This is a genomic window from Actinomycetota bacterium (assembly GCA_019347575.1).
Classification (GTDB): Bacteria; Actinomycetota; Nitriliruptoria; order Nitriliruptorales; family Nitriliruptoraceae; genus JAHWKY01.
The window spans coordinates 85,882-108,409 of record JAHWKY010000008.1; the positions used below are offsets into that span (position 1 = coordinate 85,882).

General features: G+C 70.0%; 11 protein-coding genes and 1 tRNA gene. 2 read left to right on the forward strand and 10 right to left on the reverse strand.

The features are described from left to right. Window positions 1–331 precede the first annotated feature (331 nt). The 9 genes from malQ to KY469_07225 form a co-directional block, all read right to left on the reverse strand. Entirely contained in the window at window positions 332–2,209 is a 1,878-nt protein-coding gene (gene malQ, locus KY469_07185) for a 4-alpha-glucanotransferase (GenBank protein ID MBW3662868.1), read from the reverse strand. Then, on the reverse strand, window positions 2,206–3,969 hold the full coding sequence (gene treZ / locus KY469_07190; GenBank protein MBW3662869.1) for a malto-oligosyltrehalose trehalohydrolase: 1,764 nt from the start codon (window positions 3,967–3,969) through the stop codon (window positions 2,206–2,208). Before treZ ends, malQ begins: the two co-directional genes overlap by 4 nt. After that, complete coding sequence (gene treY / locus KY469_07195) at window positions 3,966–6,389, reverse strand: malto-oligosyltrehalose synthase (GenBank protein MBW3662870.1); 2,424 nt, start codon at window positions 6,387–6,389, stop codon at window positions 3,966–3,968. The genes treZ and treY overlap by 4 nt, the downstream gene beginning before the upstream one ends. Beyond that, the gene (gene glgX, locus KY469_07200; GenBank protein MBW3662871.1) at window positions 6,389–8,488 is read right to left on the reverse strand and encodes a glycogen debranching protein GlgX; all 2,100 of its coding nucleotides are present in this window, start codon (window positions 8,486–8,488) and stop codon (window positions 6,389–6,391) included. Before glgX ends, treY begins: the two co-directional genes overlap by 1 nt. An 8-nt stretch (window positions 8,489–8,496) precedes the next feature. Beyond that, on the reverse strand, window positions 8,497–10,560 hold the full coding sequence (glgB, locus tag KY469_07205) for a 1,4-alpha-glucan branching protein GlgB (GenBank protein MBW3662872.1): 2,064 nt from the start codon (window positions 10,558–10,560) through the stop codon (window positions 8,497–8,499). Between the two features lie 56 nt (window positions 10,561–10,616). Then, complete coding sequence (gene treS / locus KY469_07210) at window positions 10,617–13,976, reverse strand: maltose alpha-D-glucosyltransferase (GenBank protein MBW3662873.1); 3,360 nt, start codon at window positions 13,974–13,976, stop codon at window positions 10,617–10,619. A 127-nt stretch (window positions 13,977–14,103) separates the two neighbouring features. Continuing rightward, complete coding sequence (locus tag KY469_07215; GenBank protein MBW3662874.1) at window positions 14,104–16,122, reverse strand: alpha-1,4-glucan--maltose-1-phosphate maltosyltransferase; 2,019 nt, start codon at window positions 16,120–16,122, stop codon at window positions 14,104–14,106. 102 nt (window positions 16,123–16,224) lie between these two features. Further along, entirely contained in the window at window positions 16,225–16,989 is a 765-nt protein-coding gene (locus tag KY469_07220) for a glycosyltransferase (GenBank protein MBW3662875.1), read from the reverse strand. Between the two features lie 135 nt (window positions 16,990–17,124). Then, complete coding sequence (locus tag KY469_07225; GenBank protein ID MBW3662876.1) at window positions 17,125–18,543, reverse strand: alkaline phosphatase family protein; 1,419 nt, start codon at window positions 18,541–18,543, stop codon at window positions 17,125–17,127. A 345-nt stretch (window positions 18,544–18,888) separates the two neighbouring features. Here KY469_07225 and KY469_07230 point away from each other — a divergent pair, with 345 nt between their 5' ends. Both KY469_07230 and KY469_07235 read left to right on the forward strand, forming a co-directional pair. Beyond that, on the forward strand, window positions 18,889–19,632 hold the full coding sequence (locus tag KY469_07230) for an ABC transporter ATP-binding protein (protein MBW3662877.1): 744 nt from the start codon (window positions 18,889–18,891) through the stop codon (window positions 19,630–19,632). Window positions 19,633–19,660: 28 nt separating this feature from the next. Then, entirely contained in the window at window positions 19,661–22,216 is a 2,556-nt protein-coding gene (locus tag KY469_07235; protein MBW3662878.1) for an ABC transporter permease, read from the forward strand. Window positions 22,217–22,403: 187 nt separating this feature from the next. Here the strand turns inward: KY469_07235 and KY469_07240 are convergent. After that, window positions 22,404–22,497, reverse strand: a tRNA-Sec gene (locus KY469_07240). Window positions 22,498–22,528: the final 31 nt, after the last annotated feature.

Here is a 22,528-nt window from a genome sequence, read left to right on the forward strand (position 1 = left end):
CGGGTCCACGGATCTGGCAGACCGCGGGGCGACGGCGAGCGGCCTCACCGGAACCCCCGTATCCAGTGGTTCTCGGCCGGGGCGTAGGCGCGACGGGGACCGGACCCACAGCAACCCCCGTATCCGGTGGTTCTCGTGGGATGGCGCCGCGCGATGGGAGCCCGACGCACCGGAACCCCCGTATCCGGTGGTTCTCGGGAAGGGTGGGGCGCACCGGGGTCGGGGACACCGGGGTCGGGGACACCGGGGTCGGGGGGTTCGCCGGAATCCCCGTATCCGGTGGTTCCGTGAGGGGGGCCGGGCGGCGGTCACGGCGGGGGCGGGGCGGCGGTCACGGGGGGGTAGCCCCGCCCCGCGCATCGCCCAGGGCCGACAGGCGGTGGGTGACGGCGGGGTCCTCGGTGATGGCCTCGAGCGGTTCGGGGAGGGCGAGGGTCCAGTTGCGGGGCAGGCTGGTGCCGGGGATGTTGGGGCGGTCGGTGACGCCGAGCAGGTCCTCGACCTGGGTGACGACGACCCGCGATCGCGCCCCGCCGAGCAGGCGGTGGGCGGCGAGGATCGCCTCGTCGAGCGGGGCGTCGGGGCCGAGGCCGGCGCGGTCGGCCAGGCGGCTGCGTACTCGGGCGAGGAAGTCCTCGTCCGGCTCGCGACCCAACTCACGCTGGGCTGCCGACTCGGCGCCGGTCCAGACCCCGACCAGAGTGGGCAGGTCGTGGGTCGTCAGCGCCCCGAGCGAGTCGGGCGCCCAGTGGTCGGGATGGTCCTCGTCGAGCCACAGCACCTGGTAGCGCAGCATCCGGCGCGTGGCGAGCTCGTCGCGGACGCCTGCCTCGACCGTCCCGAGGTCCTCCCCGACGATGTAGGCCTGCGCGCGGTGGCTCTCGAGCGCGAGGACGCCGAGGACCTCGCGGGTCGGGAAGCGCACGTACGCACCCTCGGCCGGGGTCGCGCCCGGTGGGATCCAGAACTGGCGGAACAACCCCAGGACGTGGTCGATGCGCAGCGCGGTCGCGTGCCGCAACGCGCCCCGCAGCGTCTCGATCCACGGCTGGTACCGGGTGGCCCGCAGCCGCCAGGGGATGAACGGCGGCAGCTGCCAGTCCTGGCCGTGCGGACCCAGCTCGTCGGGCGGGGCGCCGACACTGGCCCCCACGGCCAGGGAGTCGCCCAGATCCCAGGCGTCGAACCCTCCGGGGTCGAACCCGACCGGGAGGTCGCGCATCAGTCCGATCGACGCCCCGGCTCGGGCCAGCTGGCGGTCGAGCTGCCACTGCACCCAGCGGTGGAACGCGACCCGGTCGGCGTGCTCGGCAGCGAACGCCTTCACCTCGGGAGAGTCGGGGACGCCGTACCCGCCGGGCCAGGCGTGCCAGTCGTCCCCGAACCGCTCGACGAGCGCGTTGTAGGTCGCGAAGCGATCGAGCGCCGGCCCCACCTCGGCGGCGAACGCCTCGACCTCGTCCGCGAACGTCCGGCGCCCCGCCCGCGCCCACAGCGCCTCGAGCGCGGCGCCCTTGAGGCGCAGCACCGCGTCACGGTCGATGTCGCGCCGACCGTTGAGGCTCCGTCCGGCGCGCGCGAGCGCCCCGAGGTGGTCGCCGAGCAGCTCCACCCCCTCCAGCTCTTCGATGCGCAGGTACAGCGGATCGCGGAAGCGGCGCGTCCCGGGGAAGTAGGGACTGGGATCGAGGCGCTCGGCGGGGCGGGGCGCGTCGATCGGGTTGATGAGGGCGACATCGGCACCCAGACCGGCCGCCCAGGACCCGAATGTCGCGAGGTCGGCGAGATCGCCGACCCCCCAGCTCGACGCCGACCGCAGCGCGTACACCTGCAGCGCGACGCCCCAGGCATGCAGATCGTCGGGGAGGTAGCAGCCACCGGGCGTGACGATCAGCCGGGTCGACTCGTCCTCGCGGACGGCCCCGTCGCGGACCGGGTGCAGGTCGTGGTAGCCCAGCGGGAGGTCGTCGGGCAGCAGCCCCTCCGCGTGGCGCTCGGTGCCGTCCTCGAGCACGAGCACCACCGGCCCCATCAGCGGCTCGGGTGCTCCGTGGCGCACGACCCAGACGTCCCAGGGGTCCGGCGGCGCCTCCTCGGGCTCGCCACCCATCGCCTCGATCAGCGACCGGCGCGACGACTCTGGCACCTCGGTCCAGCGACCGTGCGCGTCCTCGTACCCCGCCACGACACCCCACCCGTCGTGGATCACGACGTCGCACCCATGCTGGCGGGACGCAGATCGGCGGTCGCGGCGGCGACTTCGTGGTCACCGAACACCGCGGCGGTGTCCGGGGGGATCGGTGCGTCCGCCGACACCGGCTGCGACGACAGCAGCAGGTGGGCGGGGCGGTCGCCCAGCGGCGGGTCGAGCGGGACGCGGCCGAGGTTGACGACCACCGTGACGCGGCCCCGCTCGACCGCGATCCAGTCGGCGCCGGTCCGGGTCCGCACTCGGTCACGGCGACCGTCGGTGAGTTCGGGGATGCGGCGACGCAGCGCGATGAGTCGGCGGTACCAGCCCAGCATGCCGGCGTGGGGCTCCGCGTCGCGTTCGTCCCACCGCAGCATGGCGGAGACGACCGTCGCCGGATCCTGCGGATCGGCCACCTCGTCCGGAGCCCACCCGAACGCCGCGAACTCCTCGCGACGTCCGCGCCTGACGGCCTCGATCAGCTCCGGGTCGTGGTGGTCGGTGAAGTACGGGAAGGGCGTGGACGCGGCCCACTCCTCGCCTTGGAACAGCAGCGGCACGATCGGGGCGGTCAGGATCAGCGCGGCCCCGGCTGCCGCACGCTCCGGCGACACGAGGTCGGTGACACGCTCGCCCCGGGCGCGGTTGCCGATCTGGTCGTGGTTCTGCAGGTAGCCCACGAACCGCGATCCCGGTACGTCGTCGGCGGGGCGGCCGTGGACGCGCTGACGGTAGACCGAGTGGCGGCCGTCGTAGACGAAGCCGTGGCGGAGCGCGTACGCGACGTCGCTGAGATCGTCGAAGTCGACGTAGTAGCCCGACCGTTCACCGGTCAGCGCGACGTGGAGGGCATGGTGGAGGTCGTCGCTCCACATCGCCCCGAGGCCGTAGCCGCCGGCCTCGCGAGGTCGCACGAGGCGCGGGTCGTTCAGGTCGCTCTCGGCGATGAGCCACAGTGGCCTCCCGACGTGCGCCGCGAGCTCGGAGACCTCGACCGCGAGCTGCTCGAGCACGTGGATCGCCGAGGTGTCCACCAGCGCGTGGACGGCGTCGAGCCGGAGCCCGTCGAACCGGTAGTCGGCGAGCCACTGCAGCGCGTTGTCGACGATGTAGCGACGCACCTCGTCACTGCCCGGACCGTCGAGGTTGACGGCGGGGCCCCACGGTGTGCTGTAGCGGTCGGTGAAGTAGGGACCGAAGCGATCGAGGTAGGCCCCGTCGGGACCGAGGTGGTTGTAGACGACGTCGAGGATGACGCCGATGCCGCGGGCGTGGCACGCGTCGACGAACCGCTTCAACCCCTCAGGGCCGCCGTAGGCGTCGTGAACGGCGAACCAGCCGACGCCGTCGTACCCCCAGCCGTGACGTCCCGGGAAGGCGTTGACGGGCATCACCTCGACCGCATCGATGCCGAGCTCGACCAGGTGGTCGAGCCGATCGACCGCCGCGTCGAAGGTCCCTTCGCTGGTGAAGGTGCCCACGTGCAGCTCGTAGAGGACCGCGGACGGCAGGTGGAACCCGCGCCATTCGCTCGCACCCCACGGGTACGTGTCGTGATCGACCGTCCGGGAGGGGCCGTGGACGCCGTCGGGTTGCCACGGGGTGCGCGGGTCCGGGAGGGCCTCGCCGTCGATCACGTAGCGGTAGTCGGTGCCGCCTCCCACATCGAGGTCGGCGGACCACCAGCCCCCCGGGCCGGGTTCGAGTGGGTGGACGCCTCCGTCGCTGTCCACGGCCACGGTGGTCGCCTCGGGCGCCCACACGCGGAAGCTGGTCACGCCCCGCCCTCCTTCACGAGCAGTCCGACCGGGAACCTCGCCAACAGGTTGGCGACCCCGATCCGACCTCCGTCGACCTGCGCCCCCGTCAGATGGTCACGCCAGCGTCCGTCGGGCAGTTCCAGCGAGGTGTCGCCCCACGACCAGTCCTCGAAGTCGCCTCCGAGCGCCACGACGAGTCGGGGCGCGAGCACGACCACGTCTCCGCCGCGCTGGAACGCCACGAGGTGCTCGCCGCGCTCGCCCCGCACCTCGATGGACCGGTAGCTCCCGCGGTGATCGAACGCTGACGGATGCTGGCGGCGCAGGCGCAGCGCCTGCTGGACCACGTGCAGTTTCGGCAGTCCCACGTCCATCCGCGCGAGGATCTTGCCCGGTGAAGGATCGGTGGCGAGCTGGGTGAGGAGCCGGCGCCGGAGGTCGAAGTCGACGGGGCGGCGGTTGTCGGGGTCGACGAGCGAGAGGTCCCACAGCTCACAGCCCTGGTAGGTGTCGGGCACGCCGGGGGAGGTGAGGCGCAGCAGCGTCTGGGACAGCGAGTTGAGGTGGCCGGGCGCGGCGATGGTGTCGACGAACCGCTCGAGGTCGGCGACGAACGCCTCGTCGTCGAGCACAGCGTCGACGAAGTCGTGCACCGCGGACTCGTAGACCTCATCGGGATCGAGCCAGGAGGTCTGACGCTTCGCCTCCCGCAGCGCCTTCGTGACGTACGCGTGGAGGCGCTCGCGGGTGAGCGGCCACGCTCCGACCATCGTCTGGTACAGCAGGTACTCGGCGTGCCGGTCGGGCAGCTTGTCACGGTGGTGGTGCGCGTTGCGTTCGACCCACCGGTTGACCGTGGTCGCCCACCGGCCCGCGCTCTCGGACAGGACCGCCAGCCGGGCTCGGACGTCCTCGCTGCGCTTGGTGTCGTGGGTCGACGTCGTCAGCATGGTCCCGGGTCGCGATCGCTGTCGTCGCTCGTTGGCCGTGTGGAACTCCGCGACGCTCACGCCGAAGTGGCCGGGGTCGCCGCCCACCTCGTTGAGCGCGAGCAGTCGCAGATCCCGGTAGAAGGCGGTGTCCTCGGCGCCCTTGGCCATGACCGGGCCGGTCAGCTGCTGGAACCTCGCGACGAGCTCCGGCGCGTCGGTGCCGGACAAGGTCAGTGTGTCGGCCAACCACGTCAGCTCGTCGGCGAGGTCGGGGCGCTGCGCCGACGCCGCGGTACGAGCCACGGCGATGATCTCGCGGTCGGTGTCGGTGATCTCGCCCCGCTCGGGGGTGACGTAGGTCCGGTACACGGGGAACGCGACCAGCAGCTCGATCAGCGCCGCGCGGACGGACTGCGCGTTCCGGTCGGGTGCCGCGGAGACGGCGAGGCCCACCAGCCGGCTCAGTTCCGCCCCGAACAGGGTGTCGATGGCCTCGCGCTTGGCGGCGGCGAGCGTGTCCACGTAGGGCTCATGCTCGCCGACGACCTCGCGCACCAGCTCCGCGAGGGCCCCCTCGGCGGTCGGGTCCACGAACAGGCGCAGCACGAGGTTGCAGAACTCGTAGCCGACGGTCCCGTCCACCGGCCAGTCGGTGCGGGGCGGCTCACCCTCCTCCACGATCTTCTCGACGATGATCCACGCGTCCGGTGCCGCCTCCCGGATCTGCCGGAGGTAGCCCACCGGATCGCGCAGACCGTCGGGGTGGTCGATGCGGATCCCGTCGAGCTCACCGCGTTCGAGCCACGCCAGCACTCGGTGGTGGGTCAGCTCGAACACCTGCGGGTCCTCGACCCGGACCCCCAGCAGAGTGGTGATGTCGAAGAAGCGTCGGTAGTTGAGCTCGTGGTTGGCGCGGCGCCAGTGCACGAGTCGGTAGTGCTGACGTGCCAGCAGCTCGAGCAGCCCCTCCTCCGCGAGATCGAGCGAACCGGGCGCGACCGGGAAGGCGTGCTCGTGGTAGCGCAGGACCGGTTCGTCCCCCGATCGATCCAGCGTCAGCTCACCGGACGCCGCCACCTCGTCGAGCGGCGCACCGAGGACGGGGAGCACGATCTGCGGCGGGGCGTCGTCCGACCGGAGCCAGTCGATGTCGAAGACCGAGGCGTACCGGCTGGCCGGGCCGTGCCGGAGCACGTCCCACCACCAGCGGTTGTGGCGTGAGGCGGCGAGGTGGTTGGGGACGATGTCGAGCACCCACGCCAGCCCCTCCTGCGTCAGCGACTCCACCCAGCGTGCGTGCGCGGCCTCACCACCCAGCTCGTCGTTGACCGCGGTGGGGTCGACGACGTCGTAGCCGTGGGGACTCCCAGGGACGGCGTCGAAGGACGGTGAGGCGTAGGCGTGGCTCACCCCAAGATCGGCGAGGTAGATGCTGACCGTCGCCCCGTCGTCGAACGTGAACCCCGGGTGCAGTTGCAGGCGGTACGTGGCGCTCGGCGTCGGCATCACGCCACCCGTCGGAGCACGACGAGCGATCGCGGTTGGACCCGGAAGCGCGACCCCTCCTTGATGGTCCGACGGGAGGTGCCCGGACCCAGGTCGCTGGTGTCGAGCAACTTCTCCCAGACCGGGCCGCCTGCCGCGGCAGGGAGCGTGAAAAACAGGGCGCCGTGGTGCGCGTTGAAGACGACGTAGAAGCTGTCGTCGACGATGCGCTGTCCGCGGTTGCCCTTCGTCGCGATGGCATCGCCGTTGAGGAACACGCCCAGCGACTTGGCGAAGCCCGAGCCCCAGTCCTCGTCGGTCATATCGGTGCCGTCGGGCTGGAACCAGCCGATGTCGGACTGCTGGCCGCGGATCGCGCGACCGTGGAACCAGCGGCGGCGACGGAACACCGGATGGTCACGCCGGAGCGCGATCAGCTGGCGGGTGAACTCCAGCAGCGACTCATCGCCTGCGTCCCAGTCGAACCACGAGATCTCGTTGTCCTGGCAGAAGCCGTTGTTGTTGCCGCCCTGACTGCGACCGAACTCGTCACCCCCCAGCAGCATCGGGACCCCCTGGCTCAGCAGGACGGTGGCGAGGAAGTTGCGCTGCTGCTTGGCGCGGCGAGCGAGCACCTCCGGGTCCTGCGTGGGACCCTCCTCACCGCAGTTCCACGACCGGTTGTCGTCGGTGCCGTCGGTGTTGTCGAAGCCGTTGGCCTCGTTGTGCTTGTGGTCGTAGCTGACGAGGTCGCGCAGCGTGAAGCCGTCGTGCGCCGTGACGAAGTTCACCGAGGCGAACGGTCGCCGGGTCGACGCGGCGTACAGATCGGAGCTGCCCGTGAAGCGGTAGGCGAAGTCGGCCAGGGTCGCCTCCGCACCGCGCCAGTAGTCGCGCACCGTGTCCCGGTAGCGGCCGTTCCACTCCGACCATCCCGGCGGGAAGTTGCCGACCTGGTAGCCGCCCTCGCCGACGTCCCAAGGTTCGGCGATGAGCTTGACCTGGCTGATCACCGGATCCTGCTGGATCAGGTCGAAGAACGCCGACAGCCGGTCGACATCGTGCAGCTCGCGGGCCAGCGTCGCGGCGAGATCGAAGCGGAACCCGTCGACGTGCATCTCGAGCACCCAGTAGCGCAGCGAGTCCATGATGAGCTGCAGCACGTGCGGGTGACGCATGTTCATCGAGTTGCCGGTGCCGGTGTAGTCCATGTAGAAGCGCGGGTCCTCGCCCACGAGTCGGTAGTACGCGGGGTTGTCGATGCCCCGGAACGACAGCGTCGGGCCCAGGTGGTTGCCCTCAGCCGTGTGGTTGTAGACCACGTCGAGGATGACCTCGATGCCGGCGTCGTGCAGTGCCCGCACCATCTGCTTGAACTCCTGCACCTCCGCGCCGACGCGGTCGGAGCTGCGGAAGCGGTTGTCCGGTGCGAGGTACGCGATGGAGTTGTAGCCCCAGTAGTTGACCAAGCCGCGCTCTACCAGCTCGTGCTCGGAGACGGACGCGTGCACGGGGAGCAGCTCGACGGCGGTGATGCCGAGCCGCTGGAGGTGGTCGATGACCGCAGGGTGCGCCAGGCCCAGGTACGTACCGCGCAGCTCCGGCGGCACGTCGGGGTGGCGCTGGGTCATGCCCTTGACGTGGGTCTCGTAGATGACGGTTTCGTGCCAAGGCGTGCGGGGTTGGCGGTCGTTGCGCCAGTCGAACCAGGGGTTCACGACGACGGAGCCGGGCGTGTAGGCGGCGCTGTCGCGCGTGTCGGGAGGCCCGTCCGGATCGCTGAGCGGGTAGCCGAACACCGCGTCGTCCCACACGAGCCGGCCCTCGAGGGCCTGGGCGTAGGGGTCGATGAGGAGCTTGTCGGGGTTGCAGCGCAGCCCGCTTGCGGGGTCGTAGGGGCCGTGGACGCGGTAGCCGTAGCGCATCCCGGGGCCGACGTCGGGCAGGTAGGCGTGCCAGTTGAAGCCGTCGACCTCCTCCATCTCGACCGAGCTCTCGCCGTGGCTCGTGAAAAGGCACAGCTCGACCTGTTCGGCGACTTCGGAGAACAAGCTGAAGTTGGTCCCGGCGCCGTCGTACGTGGCCCCGAGCGGGTAGGGCCGCCCGGGCCAGACCTCGATCGGTTGCCTCACGCGTCCGTCCCGGGACGAGCTCGCCGGTCCTCGCGACCGATCTCGATCTCGACCTCGAGGTCACGGTCGGGGGTGGTCCCCGACGGGGCGCCGGTTAGCTGGCGGCGGGTCGGCTCGAACGGCTCCGGTCGGGCACTGGGCTCGCCCCTCAGCGCCACGACCGACAGCGGCGGCAGGGTGAGGTTCAACGAGTAGGGCCGGCCGTGGTAGGGCACGGGCACGGCCTCGACCGCGCCGAGGTTGCCCTGGCCGCTGCCCCCGTACTCCTCGGCGTCGCTGTTGGCGATCTCGTCCCACGTCCCGGCGTGGGGGACCCCGACGCGGTAGTTGTGCCGTGCCCCCGGAGTGAAGTTGCAGACCACGAGGACCGTCTCGGTCTCGCGGCCGCGGCGCAGGTAGGCGATGATGCTCTGCTCCCAGTCGGACGCATCGAGCCACTCGAACCCGTCGGGGTGACAGTCGAGGTCGTGCAGAGCCCGTTCCCCGCGGTAGAGCCCGGCGATGTGTCCGAGCCAGCGCTGCAGGCCCGCGTGCTGCTCCTGCTCGAGCAGGTGCCAGTCGATGCTGACCGAGTGGTTCCACTCGCCCCACTGCCCGAACTCGCTGCTCATGAACAGCAGCTTCTTGCCGGGCGTGGTGAACATGTACCCGTACAGGGCGCGCAGGTTGGCGTACTTCTGCCAGTCGTCGCCCGGCATCTTCGCGAGGAGCGAGCCCTTCCCGTGCACGACCTCGTCGTGGGACAGCGGGAGGCAGTAGTTCTCGCCGAAGGCGTAGATGCTGCGGAACGTCAGCTGATCGTGGTGGTACTTGCGGTGGACCGGCTCCTTACTGAAGTACACGAGCGTGTCGTGCATCCAGCCCATGTCCCACTTGAACCCGAAGCCCAGGCCTCCGATGTAGGTGGGACGCGACACCATCGGCCACGCGGTGGACTCCTCCGCGAACGTCTGCACGTCGGGGTAGGCGGCGTAGATCTCGCTGTTGAACCGACGGAGGAACTCGATCGCCTCGATGTTCTCGTTGCCGCCCCACTGGTTGGGGATCCACTCACCCTCACGTCGGGAGTAGTCGAGGTAGAGCATCGACGCGACCGCGTCGACGCGGATCCCATCGATGTGATAGCGGTCGAGCCAGTACATCGCGCTCGACAGCAGGAAGCTACGGACCTCGTGGCGGCCGTAGTTGAAGATGTAGCTGCCCCAGTCGGGGTGGAAGCCCTGGCGCGGGTCGGCGTGCTCGAACAGGTGCGTGCCGTCGAAGTAGGCCAACCCCATCTCGTCGGTGGGGAAGTGGCTGGGGACCCAGTCGAGGATGACCCCGATGCCGGCCTGGTGGAGTCGGTCGATCAGCCACATCAGGTCCTGAGGCGTGCCGTAACGCGAGGTCGGGGCGAAGAACCCGGTGGTCTGGTAGCCCCACGACCCGTAGAAGGGGTGCTCCATCAACGGCAGGAACTCGACGTGGGTGAACCCCAGCGCGGTGACGTGCTCGATGAGCGGATCGGCGAGGTCGCGGTACGACAGCGTCTCGTCGTCGTCACCCCGCCGCCACGAGCCGGGGTGCAGCTCGTAGATCGAGATCGGGGCGTGCAGGTTCTGGCGCGCGCCCCGCTGCGCCATCCACTCCCCGTCGCCCCAGTCGTAGCTCAGGTCCCACACCTTCGATGCGGTCTTCGGCGGCACCTCGGTGTGGAACGCGAAGGGATCGGCCTTATCGACCTCGTAGCCCTCGTGGGCCTCGGAGACGATGTGGTACTTGTAGGTCGTGCCGACCCCGACGTCGGGGACGAAGCCCTCCCAGATCCCCGACACGCCGCGTGCGGCGAGTGGCGTCGCGCCCTGGTCCCAGCCGTTGAAGTCCCCGAGGACGCTCACACTCCGCGCCCCCGGCGCCCAGACACCGAAGTGGGTGCCGGCCACCCCATCGACCTCCCTCGGGTGCGCGCCGAGCTTCTCGTACAGCCGCAGGTGACTGCCCTCGTTGAACAGGTGCAGATCGAACTCGGTGAGCGGCGAAGGGCTCGTGGTCTGGGTCGCGTCGGCGTCGGAGCGTGGCATCGGGGTCTCCTCGGGTTGTGCTATCGCTTCGCTACTTGAGCACTCCTCAGGTTGTGCTATCGCTTCGCTACTTGAGCACTGCTGAGGTCGAGTAGGCGCTCGGCCCCGGCGAGTGGGATCGCCACCCAGTCGGGGCGGTTGTTCAGCTCGTAGGTCAACTCGTACAGCGTCTTCTCCAGCAGGTACACACGCAGGAGCAGCGCCGTCTCATCGGCGGTGTCCGGCAGGAACCGGCTGCCCTCCGCGGCCTCGAGGTAGCCGCGCAGGAAGGCGGCGCCGACCCACGCGCTCCAGGCGTCGGCCGCTGACGCGATCGCCGCCGCGTCCTCGTCCGAGGTGAGTGTCCCCCGCTCCTGCAGCGCACGTGCGGCGACGTGGGCGGCGTACTCGAACGAGCGCAGCATCCCCGCGACGTCGCGCAGCGGGGAGCGCTTGATGCGACGCTCACCGAGGGGCAGTGCCGGCTCGCCCTCGAAGTCGATGATGGTGAAGTCACGACCGGTCCACAGCACCTGGCCGAGGTGGTAGTCGCCGTGCGTGCGCGTGCGCAGGCCCGACAGCTTGGCCGTCTTCAGCGGGGCGAAGACCGCGAGGACATCGTCCTCGCGCTTGGCCAGCGACTCCACCGCCGCACGGGTCTCGTCGTCGGTGATGTCCCGCGCCGACCGGCGCAGCAGCTGCAACGTTCGACGAGCGCGTGTGCGCATGCCCTGGTAGACCGATCGCAGGTGGAGCGCGGTGAACGGCTCCGGCGCGAACGCCTCGTCCTCGTCGTCCGACGCGAGCGCGGCGTGCAGTTCGGCGGTGCGGCGGCCCAGCAACGACACCAGGGACGCGTAGGGTCCAACGCGGTCCTCGATGTCCTCGAGTGCCGCGCCACGAGCGAGTGCCGAGCGGTCGAGCGTGGGCGGGGCGACGATGACGCGTTCGTCCGACAGCACCGCCTCGTAGAAGCGGCCGAGCTCGTCGAGGGCCTGGCTCCAGGCATCCCCCTCGTTGGGAACGAGCTCCTGGAGCACCGCCAGGGTGCGGGGCACGGCGCGTCCTCGCCGGTACGTGAGCGCACCGACCGTCCGTGGGACGTGCTCGAAGTCGGCCTGCTCGGTCAGGAACCGTCCCACCTCGAGGTCGGGGTTCTCACCCTCGTCGGGGCGGCGCACGAGCTTGAGGATGAAACGCTCGCCGAACCGGATGGACGTGTTGGACTGCTCCGCGCCGAGCACGTGAGGGTCGAGATCGTCGCCGAGCTCGAGCTTGCCCCGCCGCCGCTCCGCGATGACCTCACCCTTGCTGCCCTTGAGCTTGCGGCGTCGCGCGAGGTGTTCGAGCAGTCGGCGGGCGAGCTGGTCGTTCCACGCGGCATCGAAGAGCACGCCCGAGGGCGCGTTACCCTTGCCCTCGACCCGAGCGAGCACCGCGTGGGGAAGGTCGATCTCGACCTGCTCGTTGTGCGGATCGCCGGCGAACGCGAGCGGCAGCACGTACGTCTCGGGGTCACCCTGGGCGTACTCGACCGTGACCAGCAGCAGCACCGCCTTACCGTCCTCGAGCGGGACTGGGATGGCGTCGGCGATCCCCGCTCGCCGGACGGTCCTGGCCTTGCCCCCGAACCACCGGCGCGACCCGAGGATGTCGGGGAGGTGACGACCGAGCGTGGTCCCGCCTTCGAGCGCGAACTTCGGCCACGGCTTGGAGGTCGAAACGGTCACGTGACCGTCCTCGCGAGGCACGGTGGGCGTGCTCAGGCCCGGGTAGGCGGTGATGCGCTCGCGCTCGTGGCTCAGACCGAACCAGTAGAAGCCGTGCGGTGCGAGCGTGAGGAAGTACGGCAGCTCGCCGATCCGCGGGAACGGAGTCACGCCGAACAGCTCGACCGGGGTCGTGCCCCGGTGCTCCGACAGATCGAGTTCGACCGCCTGGGCGTACCGCGACAGGTTGGCGACCACGAGGACACGCTCGTCCTCGTGCTCGCGCACGAACGCCAGCACCTTGGGGTTGTCGGGCTGCAGGAACCCGATGCTGCCGCGCCCGAACACGGGATGCTGTTTCCTCAGCGCGATCAGGCGCTTCATCCACCACCACAACGACGACGGGTTGTCGTGCTGCGCCTCGACGTTGACCGTCTCGTAGTGGTACTCGGGGTCGATGATCACCGGCAGGTACAGCGACTGCGGGTTGGCGCGGCTGAAGCCCGCGTTGCGGTCGGCGCTCCACTGCATCGGTGTGCGCACGCCGTTGCGGTCGCCGAGGAAGACGTTGTCGCCCATCCCGATCTCGTCGCCGTAGTACAGGACCGGTGTGCCGGGCAACGAGAACAGCAGGCCGTTGAGCAGTTCGATCAGGCGCCGGTTGTTGCGCAGCAGGGGCGCGAGGCGGCGTCGGATGCCGAGGTTGATGCGCATGCGCTGGTCCGACGCGTAGGCGCGGTACATGTAGTCGCGCTCCTCGTCGGTCACCATCTCGAGCGTGAGCTCGTCGTGGTTGCGCAGGAACACGGCCCACTGGCACGCATCGGGGATCTCGGGCGTTTGCTGGAGGATGTCGATGACCGGGAAGCGGTCCTCCATCCGCACCGCCATGAACAGCCGCGGCATGAGCGGGAAGTGGAAGTTCATGTGGCACTCGTCGCCGTCGCCGAAGTAGGCCGCGGCATCCTCGGGCCACTGGTTCGCTTCGGCGAGGAACATCCGTCCGGGCCACTTGCGGTCCAGGTACGCACGGAGCGTCTTGAGGTAGGCGTGGGTCTCGGGGAGGTTCTCGCCGTTCGTGCCCTCGCGCTCGTACAGGTAGGGGATGGCGTCGAGGCGCATCCCGTCGATCCCTGCCTCACACCAGAAGTCCAGGACCTGCTCGACCGCGCGGTGCACCGCCGGACTATCGAAGTTGAGGTCGGGCTGGTGGCTGTAGAAGCGGTGCCAGTAGTACGACTGGGCCTCGTGGCTCCACGCCCAGTTGGAGTGCTCGAAGTCCTGGAAGATGATGCGGACGTCGGGGTAGCGGTCGGGGTCGTCGCTCCAGACGTAGAAGTCACGGTCAGGAGTCCCCGACTTGGCCTTGACGGCTCGGCGGAACCACGGGCTCTGGTCGGAGCTGTGGTTGATCACCAGCTCGTTGATGACCTTCAGCTCGCGCTTGTGCGCCTCGTCGACGAAGCGCTTGAACTGTCGCATGGTCCCGTAGTTGGGGTGGATCGCGGTGTAGTCGGCGATGTCGTAGCCGTCGTCCCGTAGTGGCGAGGGGTAGAAGGGCAGCAGCCACAGCGCCGTGACGCCCAGGTCCTGCAGGTAGTCGAGCTTGTCGGTCAGTCCTCTGAAGTCACCGATGCCGTCGGCGTCGCTGTCGTGGAAGGCGCGCACGTGCAGCTCGTAGATGATCGCGTCGCGGTACCACTGCAGGTCGTCGACGGAATAGTTCATGCCTCGCCCCTCAGGGGGGAGGGGCCGGCGTTGCCGGCCTGGGGGGTGAGCCCAGACAGCGTCCATGCCTCCCCCCTCAGGGGGGAGGGGCCGGCGTTGCCGGCCTGGGGGGTGAGCCCAGAACGTGTCACAGGAAGTACGCGAAGTCGCGCTCGGTTCGCTCGTGTCGCCGCAGCGTGAACACGTGGGCCGGGAGCACGTTGGGGTCGAGCTCGACGTAGTTGTCCGGGCCGTGCCACAGGTACCGGGCGCCGCCGAGCAGGTCGTGGACCTGGTAGCCCTGGTCGGTCCGGAGCCCGAGCGCGGCGAGGTCGAGGTGGAGCCAGCCCGCCTGCTTCCAGTGCGGGTCGACGTTGACCACCACCAGGATCACGTTGGACCCGTTGTCGCTCACCTTCGAGTAGCACAGCAGCTCGTCGTTGTCGACGCGGTGGAACAGCAGCGACCGGTCACTGTGTAGCGCCGGGTTGTCGCGCCGGATGCGGTTGAGACGCGCGATGAGGGGCGCCAGCGAGTCCTCGCGGTCGAGGTCCCAGTGCCGGACCTCGTACTTCTCCGAGTCGAGGTACTCCTCGCTGCCGGGCTCCCTCGCCTCCGACTGCATGAGCTCGAACGCCGGTCCGTAGATGCCGTAGTTGGCCGAGAGCGTCGCCGCGAGGACCAGTCGCTGCACGTACGCGGGGCGTCCGCCGTACTGCAGGAACTCGGTGAGGATGTCGGGCGTGTTGGGCCAGGCGCTGGGCCGGAAGTAGTCGGCCACCTCGGTGCCGGTGAGCTCGGTGAAGTACTCCTCGAGCTCCCACTTGCGGGTGCGCCACGCGAAGTAGGTGTAGGACTGCGTGAAGCCCCGCTTCGCCAGGCCGTACATCAGCGATCGGCGCGTGAACGCCTCGGAGAGGAAGATGATGTCGGGGTGCTCGGCGGTGATCTGCTCGATGCACCACTCCCAGAACGGCAGCGACTTCGTGTGGGGGTTGTCGACGCGGAAGATGCGGATCCCGTGACCGATCCAGAAGTCGAAGATCGACTTGAGCTCGGCCCACAGCGATTCCCACGCGTCGCACTCGAAGTCGAAGGGGTAGATGTCCTGGTACTTCTTGGGCGGGTTCTCGGCGTACTGGATGGTCCCGTCGGGGCGCTTCTTGAACCACTCGGGGTGCTCGCGCACGTAGGGGTGGTCGGGGGCGCACTGCAGGGCGATGTCGAGGGCGATCTCGATGCCGTGGTCGGCCGCCTCGGCCACCAGTGCCTCGAGGTCCTCGATCGTGCCGAGGTCGGGGTGGACCGACTTGTGCCCGCCGTCCTCGGACCCGATGGCCCACGGGCTGCCGACGTCGCCGGGCTCGGCGGTCACGGCGTTGTTGGGGCCCTTGCGGTTGACCTCGCCGATCGGGTGGATGGGCGGCAGGTAGAGCACGTCGAAGCCCAGACCGGCCACGTACGGCAGGCGATCGATGACGTCCCGGAGGGTGCCGGGACGGTCGGGATCGGGAGAGGCGGACCGAGGGAACAGCTCGTACCAGGTGGAGTAGCGCGCGCGTTCGCGGTCGACGTGGAGCTCGAGCACGCGTCCGTAGTCTGTCGCGAAACGCCGCTCGTCGTTGGCGGCGACCAGCTCGGCCGTGTCGTCGGCGAGCGCGACGTCGATGCGGCGGTCGAGCGGGGCGCTCTCGTCGCGCAGCGTCGTCGCGATGCGATCGAGCTCCTCGGCGCTGTCGCCGGTCGCGTTCTTGACCGCGGCCTCGACCAGTTCCGCACCCGCGAGCAGGTCTACGGTCACGTCGACGTCGGCGGCGACCTTCTTCGCCAGGTCCGAGTGCCACGTCCCGAAGCGGTCGACCCACGCGCGCAGCGTGTACTCGTAGCGTCCGACCCGGTCGACCTCGAACGATCCGGCGAAACGGTCGGGGACGTTGGGCACCGCCACCATCGTCGTCTCGTGCCAAGTCTCCGTGCCGGCGGGCCGGTAGCGCACGACCGCCGCGACGTGGTCGTGGCCATCGGTGAACACATCGGCCGTGACCGTCAGCTGCTCACCGACGGTCCGCTTCGCACGGAAACGTGCGCACTCGATCTCGGGTGAGACGGCGTTGATGACGACCCGGCTCCGCGCGTCCTGCACCGTTGTTACCTCCCGCCAGCGGATACGGGCACGTTAACGGCCCTCTGCGGCCTCGGCAGGCGCCGTTCGGTCAGGTCGCTGCAGGAGCGTGTGCATCGCGACCCGGGGACCGAGTCGATCACCGGCTCAGTCCGCAGGCTCGAGGTCGAGGGCGCGGAGCAGGACCTGACGCAGCGGAGGTCCGTCCGCGCTCACCCCCCGCAGCTCGCGCTCGTCGGCGATGGCCTGCGCGAGCGCCCCCGCGTAGGCGTCGGCGACGTCGGCCCAGACGCGCCGGCGCCACAGCCGCCGAGCGGCCGCCATGAGGGTGCGGTCGGGGGCCCGGGGCGGAGGAGCGATCACCTCGACCTTGCCGGGCGGGAGCTGGAACGCGCCCCGCAGTTCCTCGGCGCCCTGACGCGAAGCCGCCACGACGCGTCGCGCCTCGTAGGTCAGCCACCACTCGATCTGGTGGACCAGCAGCGCATCGCCGCTCAAGTCACCGCCCGCGCAGCCGTGAGTGGTGCCGTCGAGGACGGCCAGCAGTGCAAGTTCGTAGCTCTGACGCAGGTGGATCGCCGCGTACGTCGTCTGCCACCCCTGCGCGAGCAGGACGTCGACCTGCACGTCGCGCAGCAGCGTCGCCGCCGCCGCGAAGGCGCGGGTGTTCAGCGCGAGCACGCGCGGTACGAGCGCGTCGTCACCATCGGCGATGACGGGGGGCGCCTCGCCGACCCAGTGGACGTCGATACCACCCACGTCTTCGGAGTGCGTCGGGGCGTCGCCCCCGGCGGCGAGCAGGTGGACGTCGTTGCCGCGGCGCGCCAGCGTCTGCGCCAGGTCGAGCGCGTCGGCGTCGATGGTCCCGGCCGCATCCGTGGCCGCGTTCCAGGCGAGCGAGAGGATCCGCAAGGTCTTCCCAACTTCCACCGTATCCGGTGGTTTCAGTCTGAAGTGCCCGTGCCGGCGTTGCGACGAGCGAGCCGCTTGACCAACTTCCACCGTATCCGGTGGTTTCAGACCGAAACCACCGGTATACGGTGGAAGTTAGAGAAGCGCTGCCCGGCGCTCCGACGCCGGGACGTGCCACCCCTGGCTCGTCACCCAGGCGGCGAGGCGCTGGAAGTCGTCGGTGGGGCCGGGGACCTCGTGCTCCTCGCCACTGGAGAAGAACAGGGTGGGGGTCTCGACCTGGTCGATGCCGATCTCGAGCCGCGGGGCCTGCTCGTAGTCGAACGCCTCGCCGATGTTGTTGGCGCGGGCGTCGCGCAAGGTGAGCGGTTCGAGGTCGTAGCGGTACTCGATGAAGCGCAGTATCGATGTGTGCTCGAACGGGCCATCGTGGTGCACGTAGCCCTTGCGCGAGTAGGGCGAGATCGCCAGGCACGGGACGCGGAAGCCGAGCTGGCCGAAATCCTCGTCGATGTCGTCGGCGTTGGCGCGGTCGTCGGGTACCCGTGGGGGCCGGACGTGGTCGAAGAAGCCGCCCCACTCGTCGTAGTTGACGAAGAACGCGTGACGGTCCCACTGCGGCCCGGTGACGACGGCGTGGATGAGGTTGTTGACCCAAGCCTGGCTCGCGCGCATGTCGGCGCCGCTGGGGTGGTCGTCGGTGCGGAGGCTGCCGAGGAAGCCGGGATCCACGAAGTACACCTGGGGGAGGTTGCCAGTCGCGGCGTCGAGGAAGAAGCGCTCGACGTGGAAGGCCTTGTGCATGTGCCGCAGCCCGAACAGCCCGATCGCGGGAAGGTCGACGTAGTAGTAGCCCCAGCTGATGCCCGCGGCCTCCAGCCGGTCCCAGATGGTGGGCCACGTGAAGCCGGTCTCGTGGCCTGGCACCTGCGGCGGCAGCGCGTTGGACTTCAGGCCGCCCGACTGCGCCGAGTGCATGTACTCGCGGTTGGGGTAGGTCGGGCCGAGGACGGCGCAGTAGTAGTCGTCGAACAGCGTGAACTGGCGGGCGAGCCGGGCGTAGTAGGGGATGTCCTCGGGGAGGTAGTAACTGAGCGCGTACTCGTCGTTGCGTCCGTCGAGGAAGCCGTTGGCGAGCTGGTCCCGCCCCGCGCCCCACCCGTGGTCGGGATCGGGGTGCTCGGGGCGGCGGCGGTACTCCGGCGCCCGGTGCATCGGCGAGGCGGTCGACCCGGTGTCCGGGTCGGTGTAGGTCAGGTCGAGCCCGAGGTTGAGGAACCCCCGTCCCTTGTCGTACCAGCCGAAGTAGGTGTCGTAGCTGCGGTTCTCCATCATCAGCACGCCGATGTGCTCGATGGGGTTGTCGGCCGGATCTGGCGGCAGCGTCGACGGTGGGATGGTCAGGTCCAGACCCGGAGGCAGGCACGGGTCGGGTTCCTCCTGGCCGAACGCCCGAGCGGCGCCGGTCACGCCCGGCAGTGACGCTGCTACCGCGGCGCCCCCCACGGACGTGGCGGCACCCTGCAGGAACCTGCGACGATCGAACCTGGACACGGCAGCACCTCGGGGGATGGGATCCGCGGTCAAGGGTGACTTCCACGCCGACGCAGCTGTTCCCTGCGTCGGCGTGGGACGACGCCGCGCTAGCGCAGAGGCTGGCGATGACGGAAACGCGCGTGGAGGCGTGTTCCCGTCGGGCTGACGTGCCCTGGTCGTGATGGCGATGACGGAAACGCGCGTGGACGCGTGTTCCTGTCGGGCTGACGTGCCCTGGTCGCACCAATCGGCGTCGGCCGCAAGAGCCGGGGTCCTCGTGTCCTCCTCGCACGTGCCGTGGGGGGCGGCGCGTCGACACGCGGTAGCTTCGGCCCGCTCCTCTGCCCCCCTCCCAGGAACCGCATCGTGGAAGCTGCTCTCAACGCCGTCGAGGTACGCGGCGCTGTCAAGGTGTTCGGGGCGGGTCCCACCGCCGTGCGCGCGCTCGACGGCGTCGACCTCACCATCCCCGCAGGCGAGTTCGCCGCCATCATGGGGCCGTCTGGATCCGGCAAGTCGACGCTGCTGCACTGCACCGCGGGACTCGACCGGCTGACCTCCGGCGAGGTGGTCATCGGCAGTACGTCGCTGGGCGGGCTGAGCGACAAGCGTCTGACGCGACTTCGCCGGGAGGAGGTTGGCTTCGTCTTCCAGGCGTACAACCTCGTACCCACGCTCTCCGCCGAGGAGAACATCACCCTGCCGATCGATCTCGGTGGGGGGGACGTCGACCGTGGCTGGTTCGACCAGATCGTGGTGACCCTGGGACTCGGTGACCGCCTCGGGCACCGCCCATCCCAGCTATCGGGCGGTGAGCAGCAGCGGGTGGCTGCGGCTCGAGCGTTGATCTCCCGTCCGGCGGTCGTGTTCGCCGACGAGCCCACCGGCGCGCTCGATTCCAACTCCTCTGCCGAACTGCTGGGGTTCCTGCAGCAGGCCTCGACGGAGTTCGGCCAGACGGTCGTGATGGTGACGCACGAGCCCCACGCTGCGGTCTACGCCGAGCGCCTCCTCTTCCTCAACGATGGCCGCATCGTCGACGAGATGGCTGCTCCCGACGCCGAGGCGGTGCTCGACCGCATGAAGCGGTTCGACACCGCCGCCTGATCACCGCGTCGCGAGAGGAGGTCGACCGATGCTCCGCGTAGCCCTCAAGTCCGTGCTCGGCAACAAGCTCCGGCTCGCGCTGACCGCGCTCGCGGTCGTGCTGGGGGTCGCGTTCGTCGCGGGCACCTTCGTCCTCACCGACTCGATCGACCGTGCGTTCGGCAACCTCCTCGATGAGGTGAACGAGGAGGTGGACGTCTACGTCAACCCCGCATCCACGATCGAGCGCGACGTCACCCAGCCCGCGGTCGGGGAGGCGGGGCCCACCCTCGACGAGGCGCTGCTCCAGGACGTGCTCGAGGTCGACGGGGTGGCTGGCGCGGCCGGTTTCGTCCAGGGTTTCGCCCAGATCATCGATCAGGAGGGTGAGCCCGTCGGCGGCATGGGCCCGCCTACGTTCGGCATGTCGTTCGTCGAGTCGGACCGGACCATCACGATCCGTGAGGGCCGCCCCCCGACCGCGCCGGGCGAGGTGACGATCGACGCGGCGACCGCGGAGCTGACGGACTACGAGGTCGGTGACACCGTGCCCGTCCTCCTGGCAGGTGGTGTCGAGGAGTTCGAGCTGGTCGCTATCACCGGTTTCGGAGATGCCGACAACCTCCTCGGTGCGACCATCGCGACGTTCGAGATGCAGACCGCACAGACGCTCCTGGGCAAGGAGGGGCGCTTCGACCAGATCGCGGTCCGGGCCGAGGAGGGGGTCGACGCCGAGACGTTGGCAGCGCGCATCGGGGATGCGGTGGCCGGTCCGTCGGTCGAGGTCGTCACGGCGGATGCTCAGGTCGCCGAGGATCGGCAGCAGATAACCGAGGGCCTGTCGTTCATCAACGTCGCCTTGCTCGCCTTCGCCGGCATCGCGCTGTTCGTGGGCGCGTTCCTGATCGTCAACACGTTCTCGATCATCGTCGCGCAGCGCACGCGGGAGTTCGCCCTGCTTCGTGCGGTGGGCGCGTCGGCCTCACAGGTGCGTACAGCGGTCATCCTCGAGGCGGTGGCCATCGGCGTGCTCGCCGGTGTGGTCGGCGTCCTGGCCGGCATCGGGCTCGCGCAGGCGCTGCGGGCGATCTTCGGCGCGATCGGGATCGACTTCCCGGACGGCGGTCTCGTCCTGCTACCACGAACGGTGATCGTGTCGTTCGTGATCGCGGTCCTCATCACCGCGGTCGCGGCGGTGGTGCCGGCGCAGCGCGCGAGCCGCATCACGCCGGTGGAGGCGATGCGCGAGAGTGCGGGCGACGAGCGGGAGCGCATCGGTCGAGGCAGGACGCTCGCCGGTACCGCGCTCGGCGTCGCAGGCGGGATCCTCGTGGCCGTCGGACTCGTCCTGGGCCCCGGGAACGCCATCGCCTTCGTGGGCGCCGGGGCCGCCGCCATGTTCGTCGGCGTCTCGTTGCTGGCCCCCTACGTCGCCGGTCCCGCCGCCGCGGTCATCGGCGCGCTCGCCGGACGGACGGTCTCGGGGCGTCTCGGTCGCGGGAACGCGGCGCGGAACCCGCGTCGCACCGCCTCGACAGCCTCGGCGCTGATGATCGGTGTGGCGCTGGTGACGTTCGTGTCCATCTTCGCCGCCTCGGCGACGGCGTCGGTCAGCCGGCTGTTCAACGAACAGCTCGGGGCGGATCTCACCGTCCAGTCGGCGTCGGGGTTCACGCCGATCCCGCCTGGGTTCGCCGCAGCGCTCCGCGAGCTCGACGCGGTCGGGGCGGTGACCCCGGTGCGATCGGCGACCATCCGCATCGACGGCGTCGAGGGCCGCTCCAACATCGGCGCCGCCGACCCCGTGGCGATGCCCAGCCTCATCGAGATCGGGGTCGTCGAGGGTGAGCTCGCGGACCTCACGACGCCCGACACGGTGCTGCTGCACGAGGACTTCGCGGCCGCCGAGGACCTCGTCGTCGGTGATGACCTCGACGTCGCGTTCACGACCGGGGCGACGACGACGGTCGAGGTCGTGGGGATCTACGCCAACGAGGAGCTCGCTGCCGGGCCCCTGCTGGTCTCGCTCGAGACGCTCGAGCGCCACGTCGAAGGAGCCTTCGACCTGATCGTGGTCGCTGACGCTGCGGAGGGCGTCGAGGTCGAGGACGCACGGGTCGCGATCGGGGCGGTGGCCAACGACTTCCCGGGTGTCGTTGTGCGTGACCAGGCGCAGCTGCGTGAGCAGTCGCAGGAGCAGGTCGATCAGCTGCTCAACATCATGATCGGGCTGCTGATGCTGGCTTTGATCATCGCCCTGATCGGCATCGTGAACACGCTCGCGTTGTCGGTGTTCGAGCGGACCCGCGAGATCGGCCTGCTGCGCGCGGTCGGCATGGAGCGGCGCCAGGTGCGCCGGATGGTGCGGTGGGAGGCCGTGATCGTCGCGGTGTTCGGGGCGGTGCTCGGGGTGACGGTCGGCGCCTTCTTCGGCTGGGCGGTCGTCACCTCGCTCGCTGACGAGGGGCTGCCCGTGCTCGAGTTCCCCGTCGGCCGGCTGCTCGTCTACGTCATCGTCGCTGCCCTGGCCGGCGTCCTGGCGGCCGTGTTCCCCGCCCGGCGCGCAGCCCGACTGGACGTGCTCGAAGCCGTCACCACGGAATGACCGCGGGCTCAACCCCCGTGCCACCGGTGTGGGCGCCCCGTCGATGTACGCGTTGCGGTGCCATCTGGCACCGAAGTGCGTACATCAACCCGCCGGACCCGTCGGCGCGGTCGCACGGAGAGGTGGAGACGGAGGTGAGGTGACCGCCGGGGACCCGCCGGCTCGGACACGAGGGGGGCTGCACTCAGCGGAGGCGGACGGGAATCGAACCCGCCAGGGCGTCCAAGACGCCCTCAACGGTTTTGAAGACCGCGGGGCCCACCAGGAACCCAGACGCCTCCCCGTGCTCCAGCGTCGGAGCACGCCCGGCCA

Excerpts from the sequence above, each read along its gene's own strand:
- treY (MBW3662870.1), bottom strand. The coding sequence starts at position 6,389 with ATGCCGACGCCGAGCGCCACGTACCGCCTGCAACTGCACCCGGGGTTC.
- glgB (MBW3662872.1), bottom strand. The coding sequence starts at position 10,560 with ATGCCACGCTCCGACGCCGACGCGACCCAGACCACGAGCCCTTCGCCG.
- treS (MBW3662873.1), bottom strand. The coding sequence starts at position 13,976 with ATGAACTATTCCGTCGACGACCTGCAGTGGTACCGCGACGCGATCATC.
- KY469_07235 (MBW3662878.1), top strand. The coding sequence starts at position 19,661 with ATGCTCCGCGTAGCCCTCAAGTCCGTGCTCGGCAACAAGCTCCGGCTC.